The organism is Streptomyces vastus (assembly GCF_039532825.1).
GTDB lineage: Bacteria > Actinomycetota > Actinomycetes > Streptomycetales > Streptomycetaceae > Streptomyces > Streptomyces vastus.
Genome location: NZ_BAAASJ010000120.1, coordinates 39,772 through 62,913 on the forward strand (window position 1 = coordinate 39,772; position 23,142 = coordinate 62,913).

The 23,142-nt window shown below is 69.7% G+C and carries 15 protein-coding genes; 12 read left to right on the forward strand and 3 right to left on the reverse strand.

Going from position 1 to position 23,142, the window contains the following annotated elements:
• Positions 1–22 precede the first annotated feature (22 nt).
• The 10 genes from ABD357_RS39940 to ABD357_RS39985 all read left to right on the forward strand — a co-directional run bounded on the left by ABD357_RS39940 (position 23) and on the right by ABD357_RS39985 (position 13,780).
• On the forward strand, positions 23–415 hold the full coding sequence (locus ABD357_RS39940) for a DUF6507 family protein (RefSeq protein WP_344396327.1): 393 nt from the start codon (positions 23–25) through the stop codon (positions 413–415).
• A complete protein-coding gene (locus ABD357_RS39945) occupies positions 412–2,514 on the forward strand; it encodes a hypothetical protein (protein WP_344396328.1) in 2,103 nt (700 codons plus the stop codon). Before ABD357_RS39940 ends, ABD357_RS39945 begins: the two co-directional genes overlap by 4 nt.
• A gap of 19 nt (positions 2,515–2,533) precedes the next feature.
• Positions 2,534–3,331: a hypothetical protein gene (locus ABD357_RS39950; RefSeq protein ID WP_344396329.1), complete on the forward strand. Its 798-nt coding sequence runs from the start codon at positions 2,534–2,536 to the stop codon at positions 3,329–3,331.
• 270 nt (positions 3,332–3,601) lie between these two features.
• Positions 3,602–4,471, forward strand: a complete 870-nt coding sequence (locus ABD357_RS39955; RefSeq protein ID WP_344396470.1) for a pentapeptide repeat-containing protein — start codon at positions 3,602–3,604, stop codon at positions 4,469–4,471.
• A 55-nt stretch (positions 4,472–4,526) separates the two neighbouring features.
• The gene (locus ABD357_RS39960) at positions 4,527–4,805 is read left to right on the forward strand and encodes a hypothetical protein (RefSeq protein WP_344396330.1); all 279 of its coding nucleotides are present in this window, start codon (positions 4,527–4,529) and stop codon (positions 4,803–4,805) included.
• A gap of 55 nt (positions 4,806–4,860) precedes the next feature.
• Entirely contained in the window at positions 4,861–6,192 is a 1,332-nt protein-coding gene (eccD, locus tag ABD357_RS39965; RefSeq protein ID WP_344396331.1) for a type VII secretion integral membrane protein EccD, read from the forward strand.
• Positions 6,193–6,203: 11 nt separating this feature from the next.
• A complete protein-coding gene (locus ABD357_RS39970; protein WP_344396332.1) occupies positions 6,204–7,340 on the forward strand; it encodes a CpaE/TadZ family protein in 1,137 nt (378 codons plus the stop codon).
• Positions 7,337–11,332, forward strand: a complete 3,996-nt coding sequence (gene eccCa, locus ABD357_RS39975) for a type VII secretion protein EccCa (RefSeq protein WP_344396333.1) — start codon at positions 7,337–7,339, stop codon at positions 11,330–11,332. The genes ABD357_RS39970 and eccCa overlap by 4 nt, the downstream gene beginning before the upstream one ends.
• On the forward strand, positions 11,329–12,735 hold the full coding sequence (locus ABD357_RS39980; protein ID WP_344396334.1) for a DUF6177 family protein: 1,407 nt from the start codon (positions 11,329–11,331) through the stop codon (positions 12,733–12,735). Before eccCa ends, ABD357_RS39980 begins: the two co-directional genes overlap by 4 nt.
• A gap of 532 nt (positions 12,736–13,267) precedes the next feature.
• Positions 13,268–13,780, forward strand: coding sequence for a tetratricopeptide repeat protein (locus ABD357_RS39985; RefSeq protein ID WP_344396335.1), 513 nt, complete (start codon positions 13,268–13,270; stop codon positions 13,778–13,780).
• A gap of 390 nt (positions 13,781–14,170) precedes the next feature.
• Here ABD357_RS39985 and ABD357_RS39990 read toward each other — a convergent pair whose 3' ends face one another.
• On the reverse strand, positions 14,171–17,074 hold the full coding sequence (locus ABD357_RS39990) for a hypothetical protein (protein WP_344396336.1): 2,904 nt from the start codon (positions 17,072–17,074) through the stop codon (positions 14,171–14,173).
• 335 nt (positions 17,075–17,409) lie between these two features.
• On the opposite strand from ABD357_RS39990, the gene ABD357_RS39995 reads away from it, so the two are divergent.
• Both ABD357_RS39995 and ABD357_RS40000 read left to right on the forward strand, forming a co-directional pair.
• A complete protein-coding gene (locus ABD357_RS39995; protein WP_344396337.1) occupies positions 17,410–18,309 on the forward strand; it encodes a hypothetical protein in 900 nt (299 codons plus the stop codon).
• Positions 18,306–20,756, forward strand: coding sequence for a DEAD/DEAH box helicase (locus ABD357_RS40000; protein ID WP_344396338.1), 2,451 nt, complete (start codon positions 18,306–18,308; stop codon positions 20,754–20,756). Before ABD357_RS39995 ends, ABD357_RS40000 begins: the two co-directional genes overlap by 4 nt.
• A gap of 22 nt (positions 20,757–20,778) precedes the next feature.
• On the opposite strand, the gene ABD357_RS40005 is transcribed toward ABD357_RS40000, so the two are convergent.
• Both ABD357_RS40005 and ABD357_RS40010 read right to left on the reverse strand, forming a co-directional pair.
• Positions 20,779–21,162, reverse strand: coding sequence for a hypothetical protein (locus ABD357_RS40005; RefSeq protein ID WP_344396339.1), 384 nt, complete (start codon positions 21,160–21,162; stop codon positions 20,779–20,781).
• Positions 21,162–22,847, reverse strand: a complete 1,686-nt coding sequence (locus ABD357_RS40010; RefSeq protein ID WP_344396340.1) for a hypothetical protein — start codon at positions 22,845–22,847, stop codon at positions 21,162–21,164. Before ABD357_RS40010 ends, ABD357_RS40005 begins: the two co-directional genes overlap by 1 nt.
• Between the last annotated feature and the right edge of the window lie 295 nt (positions 22,848–23,142).

Below are 23,142 nucleotides of genomic sequence, written 5' to 3' on the forward strand. Positions count from 1 at the left end.
TTCGGGGATCTGGGGGCTGTTGGTGACGGCGTGGGACATCACTCCATCCGGGGTCGGGGTCGTCGTCTCCCGCGTGGGAGACGTGATGGGGGTGCTGGACGAGATCGTCCAGGCGTACTCCGGTGATCTGCAGGGCGCGGCCACGTCGGCCGGCACGCTTGCTCCGGGCGGGGCGAGCGGTGAGGGCGCGGGTCAGACCGGGCTGGTGGCCGCGGCGCTGGCGGAGTTCATCGAAGGCACGGCCGAGGAACTGCAGTTCATCGGGGAACGGATGGGCAAGTCGGTCAACGGCGCGGTGGAGGCCACTGCCGCGTATCAGAGCGGTGATCTGGAGATGGCGGCCCTGCTGCAGCAGCGCGCGGCCTCGGTGGTCGAGCCGGATATGCCGTCGGGCTGGCAGCGGGGTGGGCTGTGATCAAGCCGGAGGACATCCCGCAGTTCACCGGCAATCTGGGGCTGTTGGAATCGCATATTTCCGGGCTGCGGAAGGAGGCCGACGGCATCCGCCGGGCCGGGGGTGCCGCTCATACCCAGTTCCAGGGGTTGTCAGCGTTCTACCAGGCGCCTGAGGCGGACGATCTGTTCGCCTCCACGGCTCCGGTCCGCGACCGGGCCGACGGCTTCGCCGATAAGGTCGCCACGGTCGCCGAGGCCCTGACCGCGTACGCCGTCGAGGTCACGCCGATCATCGCCCGGCTCAAGCGGCTGCAGGCCGAGGCGGCCACGTTCGTGGCGGGTCTGAAGAGCGATAGCGGTGCGTTCGACGAGGACTGGATGAGCGACCAGGACAAGGTCGACGAGCATCAGGGGCTCATGAACGACGTGGCCGCCGCGCAGGCCGCGTTCACCGCCGCGGAGATCGCCTGCAACAACAAGATCACGGCGTTGGTGGGCGGCACCCAGTACGTCATCGGTACCGGTGCCAAGCAGTTCATCCCACGCGGCGCGGAGGTCTACGGGTATAGCGCCGAGGTGCTGCAGCAGGCGAAGGAGCTGCCGTGGGGCACGGCGGTCAGCAAGTCGCGCCACTGGTGGCGTCCCGATGCCGATGACCTCCACTACTACACCAAGAGCTTCGTGTGGGACGGACTGATCGTCGACAGCATCGGGGGTACCGTCGACGGCCTCGCCACCCTGTTCGGCGTGCACGGCGGTGACGCGGCCTCAGATGCCTGGGAGGGCCTGGCCCGCGTGTTCGTCGGCGCGGACACCTATCTGAGGGAGGTGGGCGGAGGGGAGGCCACCGGCTTCTACGCCAGTGACTACGCTCAGGAAAGCAAGACGTACGCCAAAGAGTTCGGCAAGTCCTTCGTGGCCTGGGACATGTGGCAGGAGAACCCGGCCCGCGCCGCCGCCACCGTCGTCTTCAACGGTCTGACCCTGGGCGTCGGTCCGCTGAAGATCGCCTCCGCGGGCAAGGCCGGCCCGGCGGCCAAGGCCGCTGCCACGGCGGCCAGGGTCGGTGAGTTCATCGACCCGATCGGCGCCGCCGCCAAGGTCACCTACGCCGTACCCAGGATTGCCGAGGTCGCCGCCAGCCTCCGCGGCGTGAACAACATCCCGGACCTGCGCGCTCCGCACAGCGTGCTGGAACTCTCCGACGGCTCCAAAGTCCGCATCGAGAACGGCGAGTTCATCCTCCTCGGCCGCGACGGCAATCCCATCAGCGACACCGCGCGCCAGCAACCGTCCGCCGACGCACGCACGGAACGGCCTGAGACGGCACCGCCGCAGAGGGAGCTGGCCGAAGTCGGCGCAGCGTCACGCGCCCCCGGGGCCACTGCTCACGCAGGGGAAGGAGGTGGCGCCAGCGGTCACACACCCCGCGGGCCAGATGGGGGCGGGAATAATGTCGGGGCTTCGGCCCATTCCTCGGGCGAAGGCGGCTCGCATCCGGAGCGCACTCCTGCCGATGGTGGCGAAGGAAACCGCGGATCGGGAAATTCCAGTGGCGACGGCGGTGGGCGGCCACACCTGGTACGCCAAGACGACAATTTCCCGTCGGAGCAAAACCATAAGGGCCAGCGCAAGTCGCATCTCAACGAAGATGGCGATCTCGTGCCAGCCAACCCAGTTGGTGAGGCGACGATCGTGGATCACATCGTCGGACGTGATCCCGCCAAATCAGATAGCCCCTTCACGTCACTAAGCCGCGAGGGGGCCGATGCCAAGGCATTCGGTACCGGGAAAATACGAGTAGACCTGCCCAGGCTAGAGCGCGACATCGCTGCTGGTCGGGTTACAGGGGTCGAGGTGTACTCGCCCGAGGAGGTCCAGGCAGCGATTCAGCAGAGTGCGAACAAGATCGCCGGCCAGGACGTGGATCTTACCGTTCCGCCCGGCTCAACTCGTTCCGATATCCAAGAGATTGCGGAATCACTAGGCCTGAGCAAGGGCAAGACGAAGCGAATAGCCCAGCGGATGATGGACATGATGAACACCGTGCGCGACGAGGAATGGCTCATCAAGGGTACAGTTCCGCACGGCTATATCAGCGGACCGTTCGGCGGTTGATCATGAAAGGAGGTCAGAGGTGAGCAAGTTCAGCCGACTACTGGGCACTGACTTCGACGGCCAGCCGACCACGGATCTGGATGATGTCATCTACGGGGGTCTTGACGACCCGCGACACCGTGACCGTGTACCCGGCCTCATTGAGGTGCTGGAGGACGCTTCGGCACCTGCTAGGGAACGTTTCCTTTCCTGCCTGGCGCTCACCACGTGGGGCGAGTTGGCCGGTTACAACGCGGTTATGAGCGCTGCGAGGAACGCCAAACTCGCACCGTGGTACGAAATCCTCATCGACCGGAAGTTTTCGGTAGACAGCACGTTCGCGCAACTGGCGGTGTCCGTTAGCGACAGCGACGAAATGGCGGAAGAGAAGGGGACGTATTCACAACGCACGGAGGCCTTCCGTGCACTTGTACGCATCGCCGACAGCGAATACTTCGAGGACAAGCTCGGAGAGATCATCGACCGCACCTCCGTGAGCGCGCTCCTTGGCGACATCGCTAAGACGGTGGAAAGAGGAGTCGCATCCCTCGCCGTTCAGAAACCCCAAAAGTTCGACGTCGCGACTCAGCTTGTTGACTTGGCATGTGCGGTGGCACTCGTCGACGGACGCGTTGCCGCAAAGCTGGTCATGGACGTACTGAGTGTTGCGTCGTCGCATCGCGCGCTGGTGCACGCAGTCACGCTTCTTCACCGCTCGCAATCTCCAGAAGTGCAACAGCTTGGTGATTACATGACCTCGATTGGTGACGAGCAGGTACGTCACATGGTGACGCAAGCTCTCCAACGAGGTGGCGGATCCCATGGCCGTCAGCCTTAAGCCCTCGTGATGGCGTCGGACTACGACAGCCAGTTGTGGGCCCGCCGGCCATCGCATGCCTCGCCTATGACGGGAAGGTCCCCATCGAGGTCGAATCCGACTACCTGCCCAAGCATCTGCGCCAGCACAGCTGGCTGGGCGAGTTCCCCACCTGAGGGCCACGTGACCACGCGGATACCCCATCACGACTTCCGCACGGACAACAAGGAACGGCGTGGGTGCGCCCCCTTCGGGGACGAGCAGCACAGAGGACTGATCGAAGTGTCCGGTATGCGTGACGTGAAACGAAGCATCCGGACGATGCCACCCGATGCGGAAGCCGCTGCAGTTCTCCAGGAGTGGGTCGAGCAAGCGGACTCGCTTCTGGACACTGCGCTGCTCGACCTGTCCCGGGCCGACCTGTCGGGTGCGGACCTCGCCATGGCACTCCTGACGGAGACCGTCCTCCGAGGTGCCAGACTCGTCGGCACCGACCTGTATCGGGCGCATCTGGAAGGGGCTGTGCTCGAGGAAGCTGACCTCTCCAGGGCGTCGTTGGTCAAGGCCGAACTCGATGAGGCCTCCCTGCGGGGCGCCACCTTGGACGAGGCAAATCTGGGTAGCGCCCAACTCTGGGCGGTGGATGCGCGGTCGGCTCGCTTTCGGGCCGCGCGGTTGCATGGCGTTTCCTTGATCGATGTCAGGCTGGAGGGCGCCGATCTCACCGACGCGTCAGTGCGCGAGACGTCCTTGAAGGCAGTGCTCGACGAGCACACGGTCGTGCGGGGGCTCTCGGGCACGCTCTTCGGCCCTGCGGCCATCGACCGGGCAGGCGTGCGATGCGAGATCAGCGGACTGGAACTCGAGCGGTGGCTGAACAGCCGCGGAGCGAAGGTGCGGGTTCTCAACCCGCGTTCTGAGGACATCACTTACTACGCCAAGTTCAGCGAGGGCTACTCACGCAGCAATCCTCAGGGCATCGTCCGGCGCCGCATGTTGAACGGCGTAGCGCATGACGAGGCGTTCACCAGGAACCTGCGCTGGAAACCGACCGAGTACCTGCGCCTCTACGAACTCGGGCACAACGAGGTCGACCACGTAGAGATCAGTGAAGCAGAAGCAGTCACGTTCATTGATGCGGTCGCGGAAGAGAACACATAACCAGGCGGGCTCCGATAAGGACAGCCGGTAAGCGAAGGGCGGATGGCAAGCAATCGTGGGAGCGCAGGAGTACGACAGCCAGTTGCTGGAGTCGGTGTCGGTTCGGCGCCGACGCCTGCGGGATGCCGTGCTGTTCGGGGCGCAGCGGCAGCGAAGGTCGCTGGATGAGCGGTTGGGGAAGGTGTTCGCCGGGGTGGTGATCGCGGCCATTCTGTGTGCCGGGTGCGTGGGGTGGTCGTTCATTTCGCACCGGTTGATCGGGCAGAGTCCGTACGGGTCCGGCTCCTCGGTGCAGCCCTCTTCGTCGCCTTCCGTGACGTCGTCGGCTCGATGATAGGTTCGAACGCGTGATATCTGCGGGGGCTCTGAGTCAGACGAGACGTACGGTGTTGAGCCGGGTCACTCTGGTCGGTGAACAGCGGCGGGTCGACCTCGTCCTCCCCTCCCAGGAGCCGATCGGTCTGCTTCTGCCCGAAGTGATGCGGCTGTTGGACGACCGGGTGGCCGCTCGGCCCGAGTTGCGGCATCTGGTGACCGCGGACGGTTCGGCGCTCGCACACGACAGCACGCTGGAGTCGGCCGGGGTGCCAGATGGTGCGGTGCTGCGGCTGGTGCGGGTGGAGGATGCGCCGTCCGCGCCGGTGGTGCATGACGTCACCGACGAGGCTGCCGACGCTCTCGACCTGCAAGCGTGGCGGTGGCGGCCCGCGGCCCGGCGCGTCGTCGCCGGGCTGGCGACGGTCGCGTGGGCGCTGGCGGCCGGGGTGCTGGCCCGCGGCGCGTTCACGCTGTCGGCGGTGGCCTCCGCCCTGCTGGCCGCCGCCGCGGTCGCGGTGCTCGCCGGTGTGCTGTTCGGGCGGGCGCGACGGCGCGGCCTGGCCGCCACGCTGATCGTCACGGCCGGGGCGCTGGGTGGGCTCGGGATGTGGACCGCGGCGGATGCGCATGCCTGGTCGGCCGCGGTACGGCTGGCGGGTGTGGCGGCGGTCGTGGTGCTGGTGCTGCTGCTTCTGGGCTGGTTTTCCCCGTTGGGACGCGGCGCGTTGATCGGTGCCGCAGCGGCCGGTGGATGCGTGGCCCTGTGGGAGATGGCCGCCGGGCTGCAGCAGGATGCCGCGTCCGCAGTCGTACAGAGCCGGGTGGGTGCGCTCCTCGCGCTCGCCTCGGTCATCGTGCTGGGTGTACTGCCGCGGCTGGCGTTGATGGCGTCCGGGCTGTCCGGGCTGGACGACCGGCGCACCGGCGGCGCCTCGGTCAGCCGCTATCGGGTGACTGCGGCGCTTGCGGCCACGCATCGCGGGTTGGCCCTGGCCACGGTCGTACTGGCCGCCTCCGGGGCCGTGGCCGGCGTACTCGCGCTGCAGGCGCCGTCGGAATGGACGGTGCCACTGGCGGTCGTCACCGCGCTGGTGCTCGCCCTTCGGGCCCGGGCGTATCCCCTGATCGCCGAGGTGGTGGCGCTGATGGGGGCCTCGGCCGTCGTCATCGTGCGGCTGATCGTGGTGTGGCTGGAGCACGCGGATGCTGCGGGCCCGCTGGTGGTGCTCGGCGTGCTGGCCTTGTTGCCGTTGGTGGTGCTGGCGGTGGAGCCGGCCGAGCATGTGCGGGTGCGGCTGCGGCGCGCCGGGGACCTTCTCGAGTCGGTGGCGGTCATCGCCCTGCTTCCGCTGCTGATCGGGGTGTTCGGTGTGTACGGGCGACTGCTCGACACCTTCGCGTAGGGGCCGCGGATATGGCTGAGCCAGGGGACTGGCAGCGCAATGTGCTGCGGAAGTTGGGCCAGAGCCCCGCACCCGCGCCAGACGGACGTCCCGCGCCTGCCGCGGATCCGACGACGGCGCTGCGCCTCGTACGCTCCGAACCACCCGAACGCCACGACCCGGCGCAGGACTCCACCCCCGGCGCCCAGCCGGCGCCGCGGGGTGTACGGGATCCGCGTCTGCCCACGCCGACGCCCGAGTCCGTGCCCACCGTGGACCCGCGGCTCGCGGTGGCCCTGGGCAGCCCGCAGCACGGCGACTCGGTGGCCCAGCGCACCGGGCGGGCGCTGCGCAAGCTGACCGCGTCCGCCGGGCAGGAGGTCACCGACCAGACGCGGCTGGCCCAGGAGTTGCAGCAGCCGGTCACCACCGGACGCGTCATCGCCGTCACCTCGATTCGGGGCGGCGTGGGCAAGACCACCGTCTCCGCACTGCTGGGCCGGACGTTCAACCACTACCGGCACGACCCGGTGCTCACCCTGGAGGCCGATGCCGCACTCGGCACGCTGCCGGTGCGGATGGGCGCTCAGTCGGTGCGCTGGTCCTGCGCCGATCTCGCCCACATCCTCAGCCCCGACATGCAGTTGACCGACGTCACCGGCTACCTGGTGCCCGTGGCCGACGGCGGCTGGCTGCTGCCCGCCAGCCAGGGACGCGTCGGAGCACCGCTAGACATGCGCACGTACCGCACGGTCACGCTGGCGCTGCGCCGGTACTTCGCGATGACCGTGGTGGACTGCGAGACCCTGCCCGGCGAGGTCGCGCGCACCGCGATGGACACCGCGCACGCCCGGGTGGTGGTCGCCCCCATGACCGCGGAGGGCGTCAACGGCACCCGCGTCGTCCTGGACTGGCTCGCCCAACTGCCGCACTCCGCGCTGGCCACCACCGTGGTCGCGCTGACCGCCCACTCCCCCGACACGACCCTCGATGCGAAGGCCGCGAGCGCACATCTGCGCGAGCCCGGAGTACCCGTCATCGTGCTGCCCTACGACCGTCATCTGGCCCAAGGAGGCCCCATCCACACCGCCATGCTCGGCGAGGCCACCCGCGACGCTGCCGTCCGGCTGGCGGCCGAGGCGATGCAGCGGGCGGTGCGGGTGCGATGACCCAGCAGCTGATCCACCGGCCCGCCCGCTCCACCCGCCCACTCGCCCCCTCCGAGCCGCGCACCATCGAGGCGCCACCGAATCTGCCCGAGGGCAAGATCGGTAACGCGGCCACCTCGCTGCTGCCGATGGCCGGGGTGATGGGCTCGGTGGTGATGATGACCGTCATCCGCAGCAGCCAGTTCGCCGTCGTCGGCGCCGTCGTGCTGGTCTTCGCCCTGCTCGGTGCGGTGGCCCTGTTCCTGTCCCAGCGGGGCAAGGCGCAGCGCACCCGGCGTACCCAGCGCGAGCGCTACCTGGAATACCTGGAGGAACTGCGCGAGGAACTCGCCACCGGTGAACGCGAGCGGCGCCGGCAGGCCAGGCTGCTCAGCCCGCCGCCGCAGGCGCTGTACGACCTGGTGCGCGATCCGGCGAGGCTGTGGGAGCGGCGCCGCCTGGACGCCGATTTCCTGCGGGTACGCGTCGGGGTGGGTGATGTTCCCGTGCAGGACCTGGTGATCGGGGAAAACACCGGGGGCGTGCTGACCCCGCCGGATCCGTTCATGCTCAACGAGGCCCGCGCTCTGCAGGGCCGGTTCACCACGGCGACGGACTCCCCGTTGACCGTGCCGCTGGACCGGGCCGGGAACGTCAGCGTCGTCGGCGACCGCGAGGGCGTGCTGCGCGTGGCCCGGGCGCTGCTCGTCCAGACCGCGGTCACCCACGCCCCGGACGATGTGGCCATCGCGCTCGGCGTACCCGGCGAGCGGCTTGAGGAGTGGGGGTGGGCCAAGTGGCTGCCCCACGTCCTCGACACGCAGGAGCAGGACGGTCCCCTGGCCGCCCGCCGGATCGCCCCCAGCCTGCCCCAGCTGGCCCGGCTGCTGCGCCAGGACCTGCGGCGCCGCGCCTCCTACGCCGCGGAAGTGCGCCGGGGCCTGTCGGACAAGAACGCGCTGCGCATGACCGACCGTCTGCTGGTCGTCAGTGACGAGTACGGCGAGACGGCCGTCGAACTGTCCCGCTCGGATGCGGCGATCGGCCTGCACGACATGGGCGTCACCGTGCTGCATCTGCTGGAGCAGCAGGTCCACGAGCCGGATCAGGTGAGCGTCCGTATCACCGTCGACGGCGACCAGGTCATGGTCGAAGACCTGCGTACGCCCAACGTCCCTGTCGTGTATGGGACTTCGGAGGCGGTGAGTATCGCGGGCGCGGAGGGGCTGGCCCGCATGCTGGCACCCCTGCGGCTGTCCGCCGAGTCTGCGGCCGAGGGCACCCCGGTCGCGGGTCCGGTGGACTTCCCCGCGCTGCTGGGCATCGAAGACCCGGCCGCACTGGATGTGGCCCGGCTGTGGGCACCGCGCGGCGAGCGGGACTTCCTGCGCGTCCCCATCGGCCTGACCGACCGTCACGAGCCGGTGCTGCTGGACCTGAAGGAGTCGGCCGAGCTCGGCATGGGCCCGCACGGCCTGTGCGTGGGCGCCACCGGTTCCGGCAAGAGCGAGCTGCTGCGCACTCTGGTCCTGGCGCTGACCGCCACCCACTCCCCCGAGGACCTGGCCCTGGTCCTGGTCGACTACAAGGGCGGCGCCACCTTCGCCCCGTTCACCGAACTCCCGCACGTCGCCGGAGTCATCACCAACCTGGAGAACCAGGCCGGCCTCGTCGAGCGCGTCCACACCAGTCTGGCCGGCGAGGTCAAGCGCCGCCAGCAGGTCCTCAAGGACGCCGGGAACGTCGCCGACATCGGCCACTACGCCGCCCTGCGCGCCACCGACCGCCCGGACCTGGAGCCGCTGCCGCACCTGTTCGTCGTGATCGACGAGTTCGGCGAACTGATCACCGCCAAGCCGGACTTCATCGACCTGTTCCTGTCGATTGGCCGCATCGGCCGCTCCATCGGCGTGCACCTGCTGCTGTCCAGCCAGCGCATCGAGGGCGGCAAACTCAAGGGCCTGGACACGTATCTGTCGTACCGGCTGGGCCTGCGCACCTTCTCCGCCGACGAATCGCGCACGGTGCTGGACACCACGGACGCCTTCCATCTGCCGCCGCTGCCCGGCTTCGGCTACTTGAAGGTCGACACCTCCACCTACGAACGCTTCAAGGCCGGGTACGTCTCCGGCGCCTACCGCGGTCCCGCGCTGCGCAAGGAGCAGGACAACGAGCCGCTCGCCTGGCCCTACCCAACCTTCAACACGCTCGACGCGCCCCAGGACGAAGCCGCGGAGGAGCCCGCCGCGACCAAGCGCGAGACCGGCCCGACCGTCATGTCGGTGATGGTCGGCCAACTGGCCACCGCCGCACCGCCGGTACGCCGGATCTGGCTGCCGCCGCTGCGGGACGCCGTCACCCTCGATGCCGCGGCCGGGCCTCTCCACGCCGACACCGAAGGTCTCCAGCTCGCCCACCGCGACGGCCCGATGCGCATCCCGCTGGGCACCCTGGACGACCCGGCCCAGCAGTGGCAGCAGCCCTGGCTGCTAGACCTGACCGTCGCCGGAGGCCATGTAGCGGTGATCGGCGGCCCGCAGTCCGGCAAGACCACCCTGCTGCGCACCCTCGCCCTCTCCCTGGCCCTCACCCACACCCCCAACGACGTCGCTGTGTACGGCCTGGACCTGGTCGGCGGCGGCCTGTCCGCGCTCGCCGGTCTGCCGCACGTCGGCGGCATCGCGGGCCGCGCCGACCACGAACGCGCCGCCCGCACCGTCGCCGAGGTCCGCGCCATGCTCACCGCCCGCGAGGAACTGTTCCGCGAGCACGGCATCGACTCCGTCGACCAGCTACGCCACCTGCGCAGCAAGGGAGAACTGCCGCAGCTCGGCTCCACCGACATCGTGCTGCTCATCGACGGCTTCGGCGCGCTGCGCGACGAGTTCGACGACCTCGACGACGCGGTGACCGACCTCCTCAAACGCGGCGGCGGCTACGGCATCCACGTCGTGGCGGGCATGCTGCGCTGGAACGACGTCCGCATCGCCACCCAGTCCATGTTCGGCACCCGCGCCGAACTGCGGCTCAACGACCCGGCCGACTCCAGCATCGACCGCAAACTGTCCGAGACGCTCTCCCCGGACACCCCGGGCCGGGTGCTGACCGACGGCAAGCTCTTCGCGCAGGTCGCCCTGCCCCGCATCGACAACCGGCCCAGCACCGGCGACCTCGCACCCGCCCTCGAACGCACCGCCCGCACCATCCGCGCCGGCTGGCACGGTGATGTCGCCGCCCCGGTCCGGGTACTGCCCGCCCGCCTGCCCGCGGCGAAACTTCCCTCCCCGGCCGCCGAGCCGAAGCGGGTGCCGATCGGCGTGGACCAGGACACGCTCGCTCCCGCCCTGCTGGACCTGTTCGGGAGCGACCAGCACCTGCTGATCCTGGGCGACAACGAGTGCGGCAAGACCAACCTGCTCAAGCTCATCGCCGGCCAGCTCATCGACCGCTACTCGGACGAGGAACTGGTCTTCGGCGTCTTCGACCCGCGCCGCGGCCTGCGCGGCCTCGTCCCCGAGCCCTACCGCGGCGGCTACGCCCACAACACCAAACTCGCCGCCGCCCTGGCCACCGGCATCGCCACCGAACTGGAAAAACGCCTGCCCGAGACCGCCGACCCCGACGCGATCGCCGAGGGGCCAACCTTCACCGGGCCGCGGATCGTCATCCTGGTCGACGACTACGACACCCTCACCACCGCCGGCCAACAGCCCTTGGCCCCGTTCCTGCCGTACATCTCCTCCGCCCAGGACATCGGCCTGCACTTCATCATCGCCCGCCGCGTCGCCGGATCCTCCCGCGCCCTGTACGAACCCCTGCTGACCACCCTGCGCGAAACCGGCACCACCGCCCTGGTCATGACCGGCGACCGCACCGAAGGCCAACTCTTCCCCGGCCTCTACGCCTCCGCCCAGCCACCCGGCCGCGGCACCCTGGTCCGCCGCGGCCGCCACCACCAGCTCATCCAGACCGCCCTCACCGCCGAAGCACACGAAGAGGCCGCACCGCAGTGACCAAGGACGTCATCGCCCTCACCCCCAAGATGCCGGACCTGCGCACCCTCCTCGCCGGCCTCTACGCGGGCGGCCCCGACCTCGGCATCAACACCCTGGCCGACGGCGCCGTCATCCAACTCTGCGCCCCCGACGGCCGCCCCCTGGTCTCCGTCGAAGCACCCCTTCTGGTCCAGGTCCCCGGCGAAACCACCCGCCTCCTCGGCACCGCAACCGGCCTCCCGGACAGCCCGGTGTGGTGGACCGAAGCCCGCGCCTCCACCGCCGTCCCCGAGGGCCGCCAGCTGGCGGGCTCCTTCGCCGGACGCCTCGCCACCGTCCTGGGCGGCACGGTCTGGCCCCCGGAAGCAGCCTCCACCGACGTCGTCCCCCTCGCCTCCGACCTCACCGCGATCCCGGCCCCGCCCACGTCGGCCCCGGCGGTCGACGTCCTCACCGCCAAGACGGCCGTGGTCATCCAGGACCGCCCGCTGGTCGCCATGACCAGCTGGCTCTCCGACGCCCTGCGCACCGCAACCGAAGGCGACCTCGCCCTGCAGATCGTCACCCCACCGACCACCCGGCTCACCCTGCCCACCCGCACGGCCCTGCACGGCCACCCCAACCGCTGGGTCATCCAAGACCCCGACAACGGCTACTACGACGGCCTCTCCGGCGCCCAACTCCACTGGCAAGACGGCACCTTCACCCCCATCCGCGACGAGAACGGCGCATCCTCCGTCGCCAAGGCCTTCAGGGCCACCGCCGACACCGGCGAACGCCAGCTCGTCCTCTCCCTGCGCACACGGCACCCCGCCGACGAAGACCTGACCCTCGGCCACGCCCTGGAAACCGCCTGGCAGCACCTCACCGACACCCCGCCCGCCGGCTGGAGCACCGCCGAACCCGTCAACCTCCCCTGGAACACCCGCCAGCTGACCGACCTCGCCCGCAGCCGCGCCCCCCAGCCCACCTGGCTGATCGCCATCGGTCACCCCGAGCGCCCCGCTATCGCCACTCTCCGCATCACCCGCACGTCCGCCGGAGTTGAGGAAGACATCACGCTCGCCCTCGGCTACGGCAAGGACGAGACCCCGCCCCTCGACACCATCGAGACCCTCGCCGAGGCCCTCACCGCCAGGCACGGCCTGACCACCATGCTCGCCTCGCTCCGGGCAGCCCGCCGCGACCTGAGCATCCCCCCGCACTTCGAGACCCCGCCCATCCCGGTCTCGTTCACGCTGGGCTCAGACGCGGTCGGCGACATCGGCCTCGCCCATGCCCGCCGCCCACCCCTCAACCTCACCACCGTCCAACTCGGCCCTGCATCCGCACCCGCCCTCCACTACCCGCTGGGCGACGGCACCGACCCCCACACCTGGGACACCCTCCAACAGCTCACCCAGCACCTGAAGCAGGCATAGCAACCTAGACCTGAAAATTGGACGCATAGCGGTCCGAGACGCGCGGAAGTGCCATTCCGGCTGTTGCCCGACCCGATCGCGCTTCTCGTAACCGAGGCGCCCGGGTCACTTCGGTTCAGCAGCAGCCCCCTCCCAGCAGGGCCCCGGGGCATCGGTTCCGTCCATCAACTGCTCGGCGACCTCATCCACCAGCTCATCCGGCTCGACGGGCCGGGTTCTACTTGTCACTCATGCCCGTCCGATACGGGAGGCCAGGGGCCCACAGCGGGCGCCACGAGCGTGCGGGGTGGCATCGTGACGATGGCCGCCACTCAGGGCGACGGCGAGCAGGACCGGTCCCGTCCATGAGCCGAAGCACGTCGAGCGAGTCATCGCCGGTGGTACACCGCCACCGCCACCGCCACCGCCACCGCCACCGCCACCGCCAGGGGAACGAGCACTCCTGCCAGCGCGACGGCGAGGCCGAGTGGCGCAGCAGACGCTGGCTGCTGCGTGAGGCCGCTACCGCCATGCCGCCGCCCTCTACGGACCCATGGCTGAGGACGGCGACACCGCCGCCATGGTCAAACTGGCCCGGCTGCAGCAGGCGGCCTGCGTCCCCGAGAGGGCCGATGCCCTGTACCGCACCGCCGCGGAGGCTGGAGATCATTTGGCACTGGTCGAACTGGCCAGAGCCCACGTCTCCGAAGGAGACCTGTATCAGGCCGAGCGCCTGGCCCGCGCCGCCGCCAAGTCCGGAGACCCCACCGTCCTGCTCGAACTGGCCCGGGTACAGGAGCTGGCCGGCCACCCCCATACATCCGAGCGCGTGGCCCATGCCGCCGCTCCCTACAGCACCGCCGCACTCCTGGAACTGGCGCGTCTGCGGCGACAGGCCCGCGACTTCCCAGCGGCGGAACGTTTGGCCCGCGCCGCTGTCGAGGCCGGCGACGCCTATGGCTACGCCCTCCTGGCCTTGATACGGCAGATGACGGGTGACAGCCAAGAGGCGGAGCGTCTGGGCCGCACTGCGGCTGCCGACGGTGACACCTCAGCCCTGATTTGAACTCGCCGAGGCACGGGAGCTGGCCGGTGACACCGTCGGCGCCGAGGACCTGGCTCGCACCGCCGCGGATGCCGGGAACAACGCCGCTTTGATCGAGCTGGCCGAGCTACGTCGACAGGCCGACGACCCCGACGAGGCCGAACGCCTCTACTGGGAGGTCAGCAGCAGGGCTGCGGATGCGGTAAACGCGGCCGTCAACAGCCGGGCAGGGGGCGGTTCACTCTGGACTCCCGTTGAGGTGGGGGGTAACTCAAGCAAGTCAATGCTATCCAAGGGGTAATCGTGATACCAGATCGGGACCCGTCAAGATCGAGCCATCCACTGACCAAACTCGACTGGATTGACGCCTTCTTCCGGAAAGTCATCGGTGAGCTCGCCTGATCCGACGTGTCAGTGGTCGATTCGTTGTGGCTCCGCGTCCCTGAGGTCCGGACGCCCCTCCATCGAGGCAATCGCGTCGAGGATGTCGCTGCGGCTGATGTTCCACTCCACTCTGCCGTTCGCCGCTCTCGCCACCGCACTGGCGACCGCCTGTTCCGTCCGGCCCAGGTCCGGGTGCGTGCGCAGTCCGCGGCAGGTCCGGCACCAGCCCGGCATCCAGTCGGGCGCCGATCCTCCGTGGCAGGCGGGGCAGAGGGCGAGGGAGCCCAGTGCGTCGGCGGTGAGCCTGCGGGCGAGGACGGCTTCGCCGGTTCCGCCGTACGCAAGGGAGAAGGGTTCCCTCTCTGTGTCCACGCCGCAGAGGAGCCGGCTGCTGCCGTCCGGCTCGGTGATGACGATGCGCTCCTTGCCGGACGTTCTGGCGTGGTAGATGCGGTCGATGCCTAGCTCGTCTGTCTGGTATCGGCCGCGCTCCCGTTCTGAGCGGAATCGTTCCAGTCGGTAGGAGATGGTCTTCGGGCGTGACCATTCGGGCTCGTCCCAGGGATCGTTCGGGCAGCCCTCGGGTGGTGGCCATGTGCCCCAGAGCAGTCCCACAGCACGCATCTCGGTTTCGGACAGCTCGCCGAACTCGGAGTCGGACACCTGCTGTTGTCGTGTCGCACGGTGGCGTCGTACCAGGAGCCCGAGGCTGGTAGCCGCGTCATCGGTTGCCTCGGGGATGAAGACAAGGCCGTCCCCGTCGGGGATGTGCGACAGCGGGGTCACGACGCCAGTGGTGCACCACGGGGCTTTGGTCCACGCCTCGACGCGTCGGCCGAAGGCAGCAGCCTGCCGCGAGAATCGAACCTCAAAGGACATGCCGGGGCCAGCCAGGTCGGTCAGCACACCGTGCGAACCGTCGCTGTCCTCGACTCCGGCGCCTGCCGCCTCCAGGGCGGCACGCCAGCGCACACCCGCCCGGAACACCTCGAGTCCCGCTTCTGTCCCCTCACTTGGCCACATGGCTTGGATCAAGGCGATGCGTAGATCAGAATCGAGCCCATAGGCACGCCCGTGGTCAAAGGCGTGTCCTTCTCGCCAGAGGGCCATGGCGTCCGTGTCCGGCAGCTCGCTTGTGCCGCGTGAGCGGTACACCGGGAAGGACGGGGAAGGGCAGCGCACGCTCTGCGCGGTGCGGGCTATGGCCAAGGCCAATTGTCCGTACCCGGAGCAGCTCCTGAAGAGGGGGCGCAGCGCCCATTGCACCACCTGCTCCATGGCCCGGACATGGCTGGTGCTGCGGCGGAGGCTGTCCGGACCGGAAGATTCCTCAGCGGCCGTGGAGAAGGCGAGGGCAGAGGCGAGCAGTTGGCGATTCTCCCCCTGGAGGGAGGTGCAGAGGTCGACGGCGCGAGCGTGCGCGGCGAGGTCGCGGATCTCCGTATCGCCGCGCCCGAAGAGTTCGGTTTGGGCCCGGGCCAGAGAGCGGGCTGCCAGGACGACGGCAACGGAGTCGCGCGTGAGCGCCCGATCGGCATGTCCCACCAGCGTCGCCAAAGCGGAGCGTGTCACATGATCGAAGCCTGTGTTGTACGCGGACACCGCGATGTCCGCCATGGCATCGGCGGCTGCCTGCAGCTCGACCGCGTACGGGAAGGGTTGGGGGCCCGTCTCGATCAGGTCGTCGACGCGCCTGGAACCGTCGCCGAGTCGGTGATTGAGCCATCCTGCGAGGCACTCGATGATCTCGTCGTGGTCGACCCAGACATGTTTGTCCTGTAGTTCCTGAGCCAGCTCTGCGAGGAGGCGACAGCCCGCGGCGAATGTGTTCGCCTGAGTGTGGGCGAAGCGGCTGTCGTCCAGCAGCCGGTTCGGTGGGCCGACGAGTTCTCGGATGGTGGCGACTCCGCTTTGCAGGACTCGCCACGCCACGATGGCGTCATGGTGGCGGTCGAAGGGCATGGGCTCTCGCGCCGACGATCCGGGGTCGGAGGAACGAGGTACTCGGTACCTGGTGTCGTGCGGTCGGGCGGACGGCGCGATCACGGCGAGGCAGGCGACCGTCACGCGCTTGGCGGCTCCGGCGAGTTCCTCCCGCTCAGCCGGGGTCACGTCACTCCCTTCACCCAGCGCGCGGAACGCGGCGAGCACGCCTTCGACGATGTACCGACCCGTCTCCGGCCGCGCCGACTTCACGGTGGCCTCCAGTACGTACGCGACGTCCCGACGAACCGAGGCGCTGTGTTGGTCCGAGCCCAGCCATGTGAAGGCGAGGATCTCGTCGGTGACGAACCGGCGAGTGGCCAGGGTGTCGGCCGCTACCGCAGCTTGCAGGAGCTGGACTGCGCTACTACGGGCTGCTCCTTGGTCGTCCCAGGAGTCGCCCGCGTGTTTCATGACCAGCCGAATCGCCCAGGTCGCGGAATGACATGCGTCGAGCGCTTCCCGCTCGAAACGAAAGGAGCGGCGGTTCGACCGCCGATCCCTCAGCAGCGCCTCCGCACGCGCCACCCGGCGCTGCAACAGCCAGCCCGAACGCAGCCTCGCCGCGAAGAAAAGGACGGCGGGAACGAGCGAGCCCAGAACGGGCATCAGGCCGGCGATCACGGCCAGCGTGCCCGCGCGAGACGGCGCGGCCGCCGCGAGAACCGGCAACAAAGTGCCCGAGATGAAGCACGCACCGTACGCGATCGCCGCACGATCGAGCACGGTCGCGGCCAGGCCCGCGGTGTGGCGGAAGTGCATCTGCACCATCAGCGGGGCAAGTGTGACGACGAAGACCAGCAACGTGGCCAGCATCGCGGCCACCCCCAGGCAGATCGTGCCCCACATGCCGGGGTCCCGCGCCAGGCCGTCCCAGCGCATGACCGCGCCGATCCAGCCAGCACTTAGCACCGCCCACACGACCACCGCCCGCCGAGCCGCTGCCATCGATCACTCCTTCTCTCTCGCAGCCTCGTGGGATCTTCCTACCGGATGGCACTGACAGTCGGTCGTGCGCAGTGGCGAGGACGTCAGCCCACGCATCCACGAAGCCAGACGTTCCGGAGCCACTGCCGGAACCCACTGCCTGCGCTGAACGGGCTTACCCGGTCAGCGGATTGAGGGTTGGGACTGTGCAAGGCCTGGGCAGGCTGCCCTTCGCCGCGTGGGACCCGGTGGCGCTGTTCGTCGCCGTGCCGGTACGGGGCAGCGGTCGGATGGGACAACGGCTGCGCAGGGTGCCGCAGGCAGCGGGATTCGGATCTGAGGAGCTTGGGCGGGGCATGGCGGATGAGCGGCTGCGGCGAGCCGGAATCGTGGACTACTGGCGTGCGGTCGAGCTGTTCAGCCCGCAGAAGATTCCGGCCGTCTCCGCGCGTGACCGGGTCTACCCGGTCACGGTGGACGGCCCGCTGCCGTGGGAGGCGGGGCACCCGCTGCGTTCGGTGCCGCTGGAGCCGGGCTACGCATGGCAGCACGTGGTGTACGGCGGTGCGTACGCGCTTCGCTCGGTGCGCGACACACTGCTGAACGTCTTCGGGGAGAGCGAGGAGGACCACGACGGGCGGATGGACGGCGAGAGCGCGCTGTTCGCCCTGACGATCACCGATGAGGGACGGCTGCTGCTCGACTCCCCGGTGTTGTCCACCTGTGCATGGGCCACCGGACGGGCGCTGTCGCGGGGGCCGGGCAGCCGGGGATGGCTGGACGGGGTCGAGGAGGAGGCCGGGGCCTGGGCTGCCAGGGCGACGGGGCTGGGTGAACGCCCGGCGTCCAGCAGAACCGCTCAGACCGGCGTCGGCGAACGACGCGATGGGCGCATTGGCCCGGACTCGGACGGTGAACCGCCCGAGGACGAGCCGGAGGACCGGGACGACGATGCCGACGCCGAGGACGAGAACAACGACCGCAGGTCGCGTGTCGGGGACAGGCTGCTGTCGGCCAAGGAACTGCTGGATTTCGCCCGGCAGTTGTCCGAGGCCTGGGGTGTGGCCAAGACGCTGCGCCCCGACGGCGTACGGGTCCGGAGTGTCGCCGTACGCCAGGACCTCGCCAGGGAAGCCGACCAGCAGGACTTCCTGAACAGTTTCATCGCCGCGGACCTGGACCGGGTGGCGCGGGCGCTGCGCGAAAAGGATCCGGGCGCCGGGCTGGCCGCGTATCTCACCCCCGCGCCGAGGTGAACACCGCGTGGCGCATCGACCTGCGGCAGCGCCCCGAGGTCGCGCTCGCCGCGGTGACCCCCGCCGCCGTACCGGTGGGGCGGTGGCCGACCGAACCCGGGCATCCGCTGGCATTGAGCCAGCAGTTCGCCGTGACCACCGTTCAGGCCCAACTGGACGACGTCGGCGGACTGTTCGCCGTCAACGGGCCGCCCGGCACCGGCAAGACCACCATGCTGCGCGACTGCTTCGCCGCGGTGATCGTGCAGCGTGCCGTGCGGCTGGCCGCGCTGCGGCTGCCGTCGCAGGCCTTCGCCGAGCAGACGCCGTACACCTGGAAGAGCGGCGACTACACACGCACCGTCACACCTCTGCGGCCCGAGTTCACCGGCTTCGAGATGGTGGTGGCCTCGGCGAACAACGGTGCCGTGGAGAACATCTCCACCGAGATCCCTGCCCGCCAGGCACTCGGGGAGCCATGGCGCGACGATGCCGACTACTTCGCCGAGCAGACCACCCGCCTGCTGGGCGGCGTCCCGGCGTGGGGCGTGGTCGCGGCCCGGCTGGGAAACAAGCGAAACCGGGTGGAGTTCGTCAACCGGCTCTGGCACGGCAAGTACCGGATGTCCGACCAGGGCACGCCGCCTCCGCCGCCCCCGCCGCGCGGGCGCCGCCGCCGTAACCGGAACGGCTGGGTCGACAGCGAACGCGGGCTGGCTCAACTGCTGCGCGAGTACGGCAGGACACCGCGCAGCGGCCTCTGGCGCGAGGCCGGACAGCGCTTCCGGACCGTGCTTGCCACCGTTGAGCGGCTGCGTGCCGAGCGCGAGTCCGCCGCGGCCGCACTGCGCGGTCTCCCCGCCGCGGAGGCCGAGCTGCGGGCGGCCGAGGAGGCCTCCGGCCGGGCTGCCGGCCGGCTGTCGCAGTGCCGCGCCGCAGTCCGCGGCGCCGAACAAGCCCTGGACGACGCTCAGGCGCCTCTCGCGGAGACGGAAGCCCGCCGGGCGGCGCATTTCGAGCGCCGCCCGGGCCTGGTGGTGAGTCTGTTCACGTGGGGGCGAGCAGCCCGGGACTGGCACCGTGTCGACCAGGACCTCGCCGCGCGGGAGGAGGAGCAGCGCGTCGTGCGGGACAGCGCTCGCGTCCGGCTCGAGCAGGCCCGGCAGGCCGTGGCCCACGCCGTGGCGGAGCGGAGCGCGTGTGAACGGGCCCGTGACGAGGCCGAAGCGCGGGTCGCGCGGCTGGCGGACAGCGTTGTCCGGGCCCGCTCCCGGTGGGACGGTCACGTGCCGCGCGAGCACTGGCTGAGCGACGACACCGCGCGTGAGCCGGCCGCGCCGTGGGCGGACGAGGAGATCACCCGAGCCCGCAGCGAGCTGTTCCTGGCCGCGCTCGACCTGCATCACGCGTTCCTGCGCTGCACGGCCCGCACCATGTACGGCAACCTCATGGCAGCCATGGACGCGGTGACCGGCGCGGCCCCCAGGACGGTGTCGGAGGAGCGGCTGCGGGCGGCCTGGCAGAGCCTGTTCCTGGTGGTGCCCGTCGTGTCGACGACCTTCGCGTCACTGGACCGGGTCTTCGGACGGCTGGGCCGCGAGGCACTGGGCTGGCTGTTCATCGACGAGGCCGGACAGGCCGCCCCGCAGCTGGCGGTGGGCGGCATGTGGCGGGCGAAGCGCACCGTCGTCGTCGGTGACCCACTGCAGCTCGAACCCGTCGTCGTCCTCCCGTGGACCGCGCAGCGAGCCTTACGCGACGACTTCGGCGTGAGCGAGGAGTGGGCGCCGAGTCGCACCTCGGTGCAGCAGCTGGCCGACCGCACCAACCGCTTCGGCACCCTGCTGCCCGCCGAACTCCCCGACGGCTCCCGGGAAGTGTGGACGGGCGCTCCGCTGCGCGTCCACCGCCGCTGCGACGACCCGATGTTCGCCATCAGCAACGCCATCGCCTACGCCAACCTCATGGTGCACGGCACACCCGACCGCGGCCTGTACCGCTACGCCCCCCGCAGCTGCTGGGTGCACGTGCCCGCCGCCGAAGCCGACGGGCACTGGATCCCCGAGGAGGGCCGGGCGTTGCGCCGCGTCCTTCAGAAGCTGCGCGACGACGGAGGCGTCGACCTGGCCCGGGACGTATACGTCATCAGCCCCTTCCGCGCCGTCGTCGCCGCCGCGCAGAAGACCTGCCGGAACCTGCTGCCCGCCGGACGGGTCGGCACCATCCACACCACCCAGGGCAAGGAAGCCGACGTCGTGATCCTCGTCCTCGGCACCGACCCGCGCCGCCCCGGCGCCCGCGCCTGGGCCGCCTCCCGCCCCAACCTCCTCAACGTCGCCGTCAGCCGCGCCAAGCGCCGCCTGTTCGTCATCGGCAACCGCGACGCCTGGCGCGACCAGCGCTTCTTCGCCACCCTCGCCGACGCCCTGCCCACCCACGCCTGGCAGCCCGACCAGAAGCGGGAGTGACATTCACCCTGCCGGGGGTCCGTCAGGCGAGTGCAGAGACCGCCGCCAGTGTGGACGCGATCAGGGACACCAGCCCGGGCACCCCACCGCACTTCTGCTGAATCTTCTCCAGCAGCCCCTTGGCCACGGCTCGCCCTTCGGGATCGTCCAGCCGCTGCTCGGCCACCGTGTCCAGGAAGCCGACGCACAGTTCGTAGTCGTTGACACGGGCCCGTCCGAGCTCCATACCCTGCCGGATCCGCCCGAGCAGATCGGCGATGCCCTCTAACTCGTCCCGGCCGATGCCGGAGTTGTCCTGGCTCTGAGTCGAGTTGTAGGCACCCGGCTGGTTCTGTACGTTCTGCATCGATCCGCTGTTCTGGATCCCCGAGTTGGCGCCACCCGGCTGCCGGTTACGACCGAACATCACGTTCCTCCTCCTGACGACTGCTGGGAACCGACGGCCCCCGGCTGGTTCTGGACGTTGCTCATCTCACCCGTGTTGATGATGCCGTTGTTCATGACGACCGTGATCTTTTCCCGGTACGCGCCGGTGTCCACGTTGTGCTCGACAAGGAAGCCCTCGACGGCGGCGAGGACCCGTCCCTGCATCATGTCGATGTAGCGGCGGGCATCGTCGTACTGGAGCATGTCGTCCATGTACCGGGTTGAGTAGACCTCCCGCAGGCTCACCGGTCCCGTATCGGGATCCTGCTCGGGATGCGGCTTGCGGTTCTTGTCCCGGTTGAACGGCCGGACCAGGCACCAGCCGGTATCTACGGCGGCGAGGTACGCCATGCGCCGTCTCCAGACCCAGCCTCCCCGCATCGCTTCTTTCTCCGCCCTGCGGGGTTCGGGGTGGACGGGGTTGACCACGTGCGGGCGGATGACAACCCGCAGGTAGTGGTTCTCATAGGCGAAACCCACGAACAGCGAGGCCACCAACTCGCCGTCCCACGAGGTCATCCGAGCGCACAGGAAGCGTCGGGCGACCTTCGGGGTCCGCTGCGCGTTCGCCGCCCGCACGCCGTCCCGGGCCAGCGTGACCAGCCCCTCCCACCCCTCGGGGGTCAGCGCTTTCCAGCGATCGGCGGAGATGGCTGCGACGCCGAACACCTCCTGCTCGCTGTCGGGGTGGAAGTCCTGCAGAGGCTTGATGAGACGCTGCAATTCGCTGGCCACATGCGCGTGCAGATCATCCGGGGTGAACGTGACCACCCCATCGCCTGGCCGGCCGCCGGCCAGCAGGTCTTCCACGCTGGGTAGAAACCGAGACGGGCTGTTCCCGTTCTCAGAGGCCTGACCGTCGTGCTCGTCCGACGGCTTGGCGGGCCCCACGTCGATGCCGATCTGAGTCTCGAACCAGACCTTGCCGGCCCCGACGAAGTGGTACTTCGCCCCAGAGGCGCGGATCTGGTTCTGATACGGCACGACCTCTCCGTGAGCCGCGTCCCGGATCTGTTCCACCGCCCGCCGAAACCGGCGAGGTACCTCGGCACCCCATGCCTCCCCTGCGTCGGCGCCGATCAGGGCACGAAGCCGACCCCGGGCGAGCACCCGGTCTGTATAGAACGCCGCCCACACCCCCATCAGGGTGATCAACGGCGCCAGGTAGGCGAGCGGTGCCAGCAGCCACAGGCCACCGGCCGTGCAGGCCAGGGCCATAAGGCCGCGACGCAGCCACAGCAGCCGCTCGGCCTGCGCACACGCGGTCAGTACGGCTTCCAGGTCGAAGCCGTGTGACGGCACCGGACGCCCGCCGGCCGCTATTCGGCGACGTACCCAGCGCACGTACTCGTGGCCGACGAGCACTCGCGGCTGCTTGCGCTCGGTCGGCTCGTTGTCGTCCAACGCCTTCTCCAGCGCGGACTTGCCACTCTCGAGGGCCCGCTTGGCCACCTGTTCCCGGCGCCGCTCGCGCACCTTCTTCGGGGTGAGCTTGTCACCGAACTGCTTGGCCTTGTTCCGCCGCCACTTTCTGAGCTTCTCAGCGAACTCCTCGGCTCTGTCAGGCCGTAGATGCACGACCGCGCACAGTAATCGCGTGGGCTCGGTCATCCCGCCCTGCCCGTAGCCGGGCTGGCCGTTGCCACCCGCCGCTTGCCGTGGCACCGCAGGCACCTTCAGCAGCGACCCGCCCCCACCCGCACCCGCGTCCTCGGATCTTGATGAACCCGTATCCACACGCCCCCCGTCCATCAGCACGACGAACGATCGTGCCCCACGGAGGCGGTCGCTGCCTACTACGCCCAAGCAGGCCAATCAGGCCAAAATCGGTGGCAGAGGCAGAACCTCAGGAATGAACCGGCTTCCGTTCACATGCGCCCGGTCCACCGTGCTCGGGATCCGGCCGGCGCGGCGCCAGCGAGCCAGCACGGCCCGGCCGTAGTTGTTCGTGCCCGCCACC